Source organism: Micromonospora globbae, from assembly GCF_003610785.1.
GTDB lineage: Bacteria > Actinomycetota > Actinomycetes > Mycobacteriales > Micromonosporaceae > Micromonospora > Micromonospora globbae.
The window spans coordinates 1-8,446 of sequence record NZ_RAQQ01000057.1; the positions used below are offsets into that span (position 1 = coordinate 1).

6 protein-coding genes are annotated in these 8,446 nt (G+C 68.7%); 2 read left to right on the forward strand and 4 right to left on the reverse strand.

Annotated elements, in window-relative coordinates; all coding sequences use genetic code 11:
* Positions 1 to 516 precede the first annotated feature (516 nt).
* Complete coding sequence (locus D7I43_RS31715) at positions 517 to 2,295, forward strand: serine hydrolase domain-containing protein (protein ID WP_158610199.1); 1,779 nt, start codon at positions 517 to 519, stop codon at positions 2,293 to 2,295.
* A gap of 129 nt (positions 2,296 to 2,424) precedes the next feature.
* Here D7I43_RS31715 and D7I43_RS31720 read toward each other — a convergent pair whose 3' ends face one another.
* From D7I43_RS31720 to D7I43_RS32925, 4 genes are all read right to left on the reverse strand, one after another.
* Entirely contained in the window at positions 2,425 to 4,779 is a 2,355-nt protein-coding gene (locus D7I43_RS31720; RefSeq protein WP_120332242.1) for a sensor histidine kinase, read from the reverse strand.
* A 69-nt stretch (positions 4,780 to 4,848) separates the two neighbouring features.
* Entirely contained in the window at positions 4,849 to 5,457 is a 609-nt protein-coding gene (locus D7I43_RS32915) for a LuxR C-terminal-related transcriptional regulator (protein ID WP_158610200.1), read from the reverse strand.
* 254 nt (positions 5,458 to 5,711) lie between these two features.
* Positions 5,712 to 6,575, reverse strand: coding sequence for a hypothetical protein (locus tag D7I43_RS32920; protein ID WP_158610201.1), 864 nt, complete (start codon positions 6,573 to 6,575; stop codon positions 5,712 to 5,714).
* A gap of 218 nt (positions 6,576 to 6,793) precedes the next feature.
* Entirely contained in the window at positions 6,794 to 7,480 is a 687-nt protein-coding gene (locus D7I43_RS32925; protein ID WP_158610202.1) for a hypothetical protein, read from the reverse strand.
* A 343-nt stretch (positions 7,481 to 7,823) separates the two neighbouring features.
* On the opposite strand from D7I43_RS32925, the gene D7I43_RS31735 reads away from it, so the two are divergent.
* A complete protein-coding gene (locus D7I43_RS31735; protein WP_147427370.1) occupies positions 7,824 to 8,315 on the forward strand; it encodes a hypothetical protein in 492 nt (163 codons plus the stop codon).
* Positions 8,316 to 8,446 lie beyond the last annotated feature (131 nt).

Consider the following 8,446-nt stretch of genomic DNA (forward strand, 5'->3'; position numbering starts at 1 on the left):
CGGCCCACAGGTCGTCCGAGACGATCCACGGCGGCTGCTCACCTCGCCTCACGGCCGATCACTGTAGTTGATCGTCCACGAGGGACAAATCCACCTCCGCCCAGATCATTCTGTTAGGAGTTCTAAGACGTCTGCGATCCCACGTCGGGCGATCGGGTGGTCGTCGATGATGGCGATCTTGACCAAGGCAGCTCCCCAGGGCAGTCCCGGCTCGTCCCCAACCATTCTGCGGCGACCGGGGACTCGCGGGCGAGAAGCTGATCAATCCGGGTCTGCCCGGAGGCCGAGACCCATCGCTCAGGGTCGAATTGGGGGACGTCACCGGAGGACGGCAGCCGGTGCACGGCGCACTCTCGTCGCATGTGGCATGTTCCTCCGCGCCTGGCGCCGTGGCTGCCGCCGACACGGCAGGCGAAGCGCCGCGGTCGCGCCCTCGTTCACCCACGAAACCGGATGGGCCGTCACCGCGGCCGCCTCCTGTATGTTCTCGCCGGCACCGTCGTCGCGCTCGGTCTGGTGCCGGCACCGCCGCAGCGTCTCGCGGCGGCGGTCACATCCGCACCCGAATCCACGGACCCCGCGGAGTTGACGCGCTTCGTGCGTCAACTGGCGAAGGACCACCAGGTGCCGGGCGCCGTCGTCACGATCGTCGGCGGCGGCCGGGTCGTGGACGTTCACGGCATCGGCGTCACCGACCGCCGCACCGGCTCACCTGTGCTGCCGGAGACCTGCTTCCACCTCGGCAGCATCTCGAAGGTCTTCACCGCCACGGCTGTCATGCGCCTGGCCGAGGAGGGACGGGTGGACCTCCACACCGACGTCAACCAGTACCTGAGGGCGTTCACGCTCGCCTCCCGCGGTCGGCCGATCACCCTGCACGACCTGCTGACCCACTCGGCTGGGTTGGAGCAGCGTGGCGTGGCGACCGCCACCACCGGGCCGCAGGGCTGGCAACCCCTCGGACGGCATCTTCGAGACCACCCGCCGGAGGCGATGTTTCCGCCCGGGCGGCGAATCAGCTACTCCTCCGTCGGGATCGCGGTAGCCGGCCAGGTGGTCGCCGACGTCACCGGCATGCCGTTCGACCGGTACCTGGAAACGGCGGTGTTCGCACCGCTGGGTATGACCGCGAGCACGTTCCCCACCCCGCAGCGCGGCGTGCCGAGCAACTGCGCGGTCGGCTACTCCGGTGATCGTGCCTGGCGCGAGCCGTACTTCAGCCTTGTCGGCCCCGGCGGCGACGCCTTGTCCACCGGCGCGGACATGGGCCGGTTCATGCTCTCGCAGCTCGGCGGCCCGAATCCGGTGCTGTCAAGGAAGAGCGTCACCGCCATGCAGGCGCAACAATTCAGTCATCACCCGGACCTGCGCGGCCGCGGATACGGCTGGAGCCGGTGGTACGAACAGGGCCAGACCGCGGTCTTCCACAACGGGCAGGCGCCTGGCTTCCTCAGCCGGATGGTGCTCGTCCCGGGGCACCGACTCGGCATCTTTCTGGCTGCCTCCGACGGTGGCAGCGCCGCTGCGGACTTCCTCCGCGACGCGTCGGCGGGTCTGCTGGCCGCGTACTTCCCACAGGGCCGCAACCAACGGCTGCCCGATGGACCACCGGTGACCGACGTGGAGGAGCACACCGGGTACTACCGGGATCCGACGCTGCCCGCGGACAGCTTCACCCGGATCGTCACCCTGCTCACCGCGACCCGGGTCACCGCTGACGGTGACGACCTGAGGATCGACGGCGAACGGTACCGATCCACCCCTCGTAACGGGCTACCGGTGTACGAGGGGCCAGGCGAGGACGACAGGGTTCTGCTCGACGATGGATGGCTGCTGCTGGGCAGCGCAAGCCTGCAACGGATGCCCTGGTGGGAGTCGCCTCCGGTGCAGCTTGGGATCGTCGGCGTCATCGCCGCGGGGTCACTGGCAGCGCTAGTAGGCGCGCTGGCCGGTGCATTGCGCCGGCGGCGGCCCGTCACAGTACGCCGGTGGCTCGCGGCGGGACTGGGCGCGGCCAACCTCGGCTTCCTGATCGGTTTTCCGGTCGTGGCCGGCGCGGCCCTATCTGATCCGTCGGCGATTCTCTACGGCATCCCCACGCCGATCGCTGTCCTGCTGGGGCTGCCTGTGGTCAGCGCCGCCCTGACCGTAGCCGCCGCCGCGATCGGGATTCACGCCGCCCGGCAATCTGGCGAGGGCCGCGGCAGGCTCTCCGGATACACGTTGTTCGTGCTGCTCAACGTGGCCTACCTGGGATGGCTGGCGTCCTGGCACCTGCTCGGCTGGCAACACTGACCGAACGCCTGCGGCCTCACCTTGTGTGGCGTGGACGGAAACGCCCTTTGCCACCGGGCCGGCGTCGGAGCCAAGGGGCGCTCGATCCGCGGGAAGGATCAACAACCGAGCGAGGCTGCTCGACGAACTTCAGTGGCGGCCGGTGGAGAGCCGGCCAGTGGGGGTGGGTGCAGTGCTCGGCACCCACACTTCGACGGATGGCTCCATCTCGCTGAGGTGGCCGCCCGCCCTGGCAAGCCTGCCGTTCAGTTCAGAGAGGCGACGGGTGTTGAGGCGAGCGCCCGGTGCGACGATGCTGACGAGGATGCCGTCGCCGTGCCAGCTTGCATGCACCGTGATCCCCCGGACGGTGTGCTGGTCGGCCACCAGTTGGCGGATGGCGTCGAGTAGCGCTTCGCGTTGGGGCGGGCCAAGCGCACGTCCGGGATCGAGGCGAAGGCCGGCGTCGAGCAGCTTCAGCCGGAGATCGGGCGGCCGGGCGCGCTCGACGGTCTCGGCGAGCGCGGCGGACACCTCTCTGCTCCGCTCGTCAGCTGGTTGTTCGATATGACGACGGAGCCACGCGGCCTGTTCGGCTGTACGTCGCCTCAGGTCCGAGTCGGTGAGGTAATCGCCTCGGCTGAGCGTCTCCAGGGTCTGCAGCACCCGATCGTGGACGGCCCGTGCGTGCTGGCGTCGTTGCGCCGTGGCTGCGGCCTTCCGAGCATGCGCGGCCTCCAACTCATGGATCGCGGCGAGTTCAGTGGCTGCCCGACGAGCGAGGCAGGCGCCGAGCCCGGCAGCGACGGGACCGACAACGAACGCCGGTACAGCCAGTACCGATGTGCCGAACGACGCCCCGTCGATGCCCATGCTGCGGATCACCGCGGCCAGTGCCCAGACCTGCCCGCAGCCGACCGCGGCCCACAGATTCCGACAGGACAAGCCGATGGCGAATGACATCTGAACCGCGTACGGAAAGGCGAAATCGGTCCATCCGGCCACGCCGATCGGGGAGTGCAGTACCGCGCTGGCGAGCAGCGCGGCGGCCACCGCTGGCAGTTCCACGTAGAGGTGCCCCGGACTGACACGTCTCTGGGCGATGCAGCGCCGTGCGATGGCGAAGCTCATCGCCGCCAGGCTCGCGGCCAGCAGCGTAGACCAGAAGGGGTATGACAGCCGCGGCCAGACCATCGGGACCACAGCGATGACGATCAGCGCGGACGCGACGCGGAGCGTGACAGCGGCACGGAGCACCGCGTCGTCGGCCAGACGCGCCGGCGACCACGACCTTTGATCATCCATCGTGCGCGCCCGGCCGGCGCCGTACCACGACACCGCGCGGACCGTCGCCCGCGTCGCCGCAGGCCCTGGGCATGTCTCTTCGGGCCCTAGGATCCGCTGGCTGCCGACGCGGTCGGACGGCGCCCACAGACGCACCACGGTGCCCTGACCTGGGTCCGAAGCGATCGAGGCTCGGCCACCGACCGCGCGCATCCGAGCCAGGATGGATTCCCGCTGGCCGAATCCAGGGATGCGGGTGACAGCGTCATAGCCACGCCCGGCGTCGGTGATCGTGACTGTCACGCCGAGCCGTGTCGCCTCGACGCTGACCTGCGCCGAACTCGCCCCGGAGTGCTTGGCAACGTTGGTGAGAGCCTCGCGGGTCGCATCGAGCAGTGCTGCCAGCTGGTCGGCCGCCAAGGGCGGCGGCTGGTTCAGGAGGTTCAGTTCGACGGACAGACCGTCGATGCGCCGAGCGGCTACCTGCTGGGTCAATCCACTGACGAGATCGGCAGCGGGAGGGTCGTCGGCAACGATGCGATGGAGCCAGGTTCTTTCCCGATGGATCTGCGCCTTGATGTCGGTGGGTAGATCGGCCCTGGCGAGCTCGGCCATGATCGGCCTCAGGCGACGGCTGAGGAGCGCACCGTCTCGCATCCGCTGCTGCGCTCGAGCCAACTCGGCCCCGGCTTGGACAGCCATCGCACGGTGCGTGTCGAGCGCGGCGGCGAGCCCTCGAACCGAGCGGGCGATGACAGCGGTGACGGCGGCGACGCCCAGGTAGGTCAACGAGTTCGGGATGGCGTTCCACAACGGTTCGTTCACGTCGCCGACGTGTGCGGAGGTGACCAGATTGACCAGCGCGTAGCTGCTGGCCGCCGCCGCGGCGGCGGCAGCCGGCCAGGCCGCCGCGCCGGCGAGGAGCACCGCCGCGATGCTGAAGTCGTAGAGCATGTTGTCGCTGGGACGCCCGGTCACCTGCCCCTGCGCGCCGAGGTGCAGCAGCGTCACGACGCAAGCGGTGTCCACACCGGCGGTCCAGCCTCGGATACGACCCTGGATCAAGCAGACGATACCGACGGCGACCGTCGCCGCGGCGGTGACTGCGATCAGGACGAGCAGCGGCGTGTAATGCACACCCCGCGGGTCGCCGGGCAGCCGCACCGCCACGGAGCCGGTCAGCGCGGCCAGACGCGCGGTAGTCACCACGAGCGTCAGCATCCGCTCCGCCCGGTCGGCGGCGGATCGCGACGCGGACCGGGCTACCAGCGCTCGCAGCCGACGCACGGGTCAACGCTGCGGCAGATGCCGCAGCGCGGCGAGTGCCAGTTCAGCCTTGTTACCCAACCCGAGCTTGGCCCGGATCCGGCTGATGTAGGTGTTCACCGTGGCCGTCGACACCCCCATTCTGGTGGCCGTCTGCTGGTGGGTGAAGCCACGCGCCACATACGCCAGCGCCTCCCGCTCCCGCGGAGACAGCACCTCACTTCGGGACTCGACGCCGCGCCCGGTGGCCATGTGCACCACGTCCGCCAGATGCGCCGACAGGTGGAACTTCCCCTCGCCGAGCGCAGCGATCGCCTCCGCGTAGTCCTCGTCGTCAGCGTGCTTGGTCAGATAACCCGATGCGCCTGATTGCATTGCGGCGAGGACGTCGGCCGGTTCCCGCGACGCGGACACCACCAGAACCGGGCGGTGCGTCGCGATCGTCTCGATGGCCCCGAGAGCAGGGCGTTCACCGTCCAGGTAGAGGTCCATGAGCACAACGTCGGCGTCAACATGACCGTCAGCCGTTCGAGGCAACTGAACAGGTGCGGCCACCGCCGCGACCACTTCGACCGAAGGCAGCGCGGACAGCATGCTGTGCAGCCCTCGCCGCGCCACCGGGTGATCGTCCACCACCGCGATTCTCGGCACCGCGCACCTAGCCCATCCACCGACCGCGTCACCCCGCACGGCATCGGCGCTATGGCAATGCGGCAGATCAACGCGGAGTTGACCGTACCAACCGGGGAGCACCACAGTCCAGGCCGTGGCGCCGGGGTGGATGTCGTGGAATCCCCTCCAGGTCGAGGCCTCCGTGTCGCTTCCAGACGGGTCGATGGGCGGCCGATGATGGGCTGTGCGTGCGGTCAACTCGATCGGCCTAGCACCTAAGATGGTGGTTGGTTGACGGATGGGTCTCCGACCGTCATGAGGCGATCGCCGGCCAGTCCGAGCAGCGCCGCCGCGGCCGGTAGCGCTGCGATGATCACCCACTCGGGTGCACCCGCTGAGGCGAGGCCGAATCCCGCGACGACCAGGAGCCATGTTGCCAACGGCACTCCCGCCACCGCACCGCGTGCCGCCGTCAGGCTGGTACCGGCCATCAACACCACGGAGAGGGCGAGCGCGAGCCGTTCGAAACTGATCGAGGGAAGCACGGTCGAATACTGCTGAACCATGAGCACACCACTCAAGCCGGCGAGGATGGCTGATCCGAGAAGGCCAACCAGGGGCCGGCCGAGGCGGTTGCCGAAGGGGATCGCGGTGACGACCTGCCGTCCGAACCGCCGTACGGCTGGCAGCAGTCCGGCGATTCCACCAGCAACCGCGATGACGACCGACGCGATCGACCACCACAGGCCGGCTGAGTGATCCGGCATGTCGGCGCCGTCTGCCAGGGCGACTTTGTTGTCGGTCAGTGCGAGCAGCACGGCGTACAGAGCCGCGATGCCGATCAACGAAACGGCCCAGCCCGGAGCGCGGGTCAGGACGACGGTCACCGCAAGTGCGAGGCCCACGAGCGCGGCGACGGCGACGGCGACCGCTAGGGCGACGGTTGGTGAGCCGCCGTCGCTGAACTGGCGGGCATAGACAACGCTGGCGAGCGTAGCGATCCCAACGACGGCGAGGTTCACCGTGCCAGCCCGGATGGACAGGGACAGGGCGCTGGCCAGCAGGCCGAGGCTCGCGAAGCTGTACCACGGGCCGCCGCCGTCGAAGAGACTCGTCGTGGCTGCAACGAGCGCGGTCACCGCGAGAGTGAGGACGAGCAGCCCTCCGTCCCATGCGACTCGCCTCCGTACCTCGTTGGCACGAGGTGCGGGCGCTAGCGGGCTTGACGCGGCCGTGGGTATGGGGACCAGCCGCCAGCCGGGTGGCACCGGTGTGGCTGATGCGGCCGGCTCGCTGGGATCCGTGCCCTGGGTGCCGGGCCCAGGATGGGCAGCGGTGCTGGTTGGCTCACGTTCGGCTACCACGCGGACTCCCTGGGCGGACGGATCTCTTCGCGCATGGCCATGCTGGTCGCGGCGGCGGCGATCGCGGTGACGAGGGCGGCGATGCCGCCCCAACTGAGGCCGACTGGATCGTCGTCGTCCGGTGTCCCGGCGGCGACCAAGGCGACCATGTTGATGATCACCACTGGCACGGTGGCGATGCTGCCCCACATGACAGCGTTCGCGATCGCAAGTTGTCGGTTGAAGATGAGGATGAGGCAACCGAGGGCGGACAGCCCGACACAGAGCACGATGAGGATTGCCCACAGGGACAGCTGGGCGTCACTGCAGGTTCGGCACTGGGGCGCGGTCAGGAACCCGTTGACGCTGAATTGGTAGGTGCCCTCGCCGACCCGGGTCCAGGGTACCCAGAGCCAGACCAGCGAGAGGACGTTGAGGAATCCGCAGCCGATCAGCGCGCCGGGCACCGCTGGCGGGTCCACCGGCGGCCGAGCGCGGCCCGGGGGCTGTACCGCTGACAGCGGCACCGACGACGGCTGGTCGGGGACCAGTTGGTAGCCGGGCGGCGGCACGTATCCAGCCGGCGGCGTGGGTGCCGAAAACGATTCGCCTGGCGGGGCCATGCCTGGCGAGGGTTGATCGTGTTGCGAAGGGGTGTCCGGACTGGCCGGTGTCGGATGACTGTCGTGTGGAAGGGTCACCAGTTTCTCCGTGTGCGGTCGTTGCCCCTCTGGCGTGGAGTTCGCCAGTGTCAGTGAGCATGCCGCTGATTCGTCGCGCCGGCCTGTCGTCTATTCAGATGACAGGCCGGCTCGTGCCGTCGACGCGGGAGGGTCTGATTCGGTTCCCGGTGAGCCCGCCGAGGGGCCGGTGCCGGCGTGGTGGTCCGGTTGGCGGACGCGCCCGAGTGACGAGAGCCCGCGGCAGACAAGGCTGGTGATGGGATGATGAGTGAGTGCTTTACGATCTTGGCGGTTGGCCCACGGGGCATCGGCACCCTGGCCTGCCTGCTTGCATCATCCAGCACTACAAGGAGAAAGTGTCGTGCGTCTGCGCGTTGCACGTGTCGCGTTGGCTGTTGTCACCGTCGGAGTGACGGCCGGCTGCGGCGCCGGTCAGGCGGATGCCGGCGGTGGCGCCGGTTCAGGCCTTCCGAAGACTCCCGAAGAGTCCTACGCGATGGTCATGGAGGCCCTGTTCACCGGTGACTCGCAACGGGTATGCACGTTGATGACGCCTGACGCCGCGAAGCGTTTCGTTACCAGCATGATCCAATGGAATGACGCCTCCGGCACCACCTGCGAAGGCGTTGTTGACTCCTTTGCCAGTAAGCAGACGGGTCCACCGCCGGAGGAGCGGGGGATCAAGCTGCACGGGACGATCGAGTACCCCAACGAGAACTTCGCCAAGTCACCGGGCTGTCCGAAGGACGCGAACGGTGAGTTCCGCCCGAACTTCGCCAGGCTGACCTGGAAGAAGGAGGATGGCGGCTGGATCATTACCGAATTCAACGCGCTCGTTGGCTGTGGCGGCTGAGTCCGCGGTTGCGTCCACGGACGTGGTGTACGACTTGCCCGTGATGGGCGTGTTGCGTAGATAGGAGACGGCCATCGCGTGATCCTTCGAGACGACCAAGTCATAGAAGGAGAGGAACGCGATGGCCGCAT

Bases quoted from the DNA above. Each gene is read 5' to 3' on its own strand.
- D7I43_RS31720 (WP_120332242.1), bottom strand. From the start codon at position 4,779: ATGCTGACGCTCGTGGTGACTACCGCGCGTCTGGCCGCGCTGACCGGC.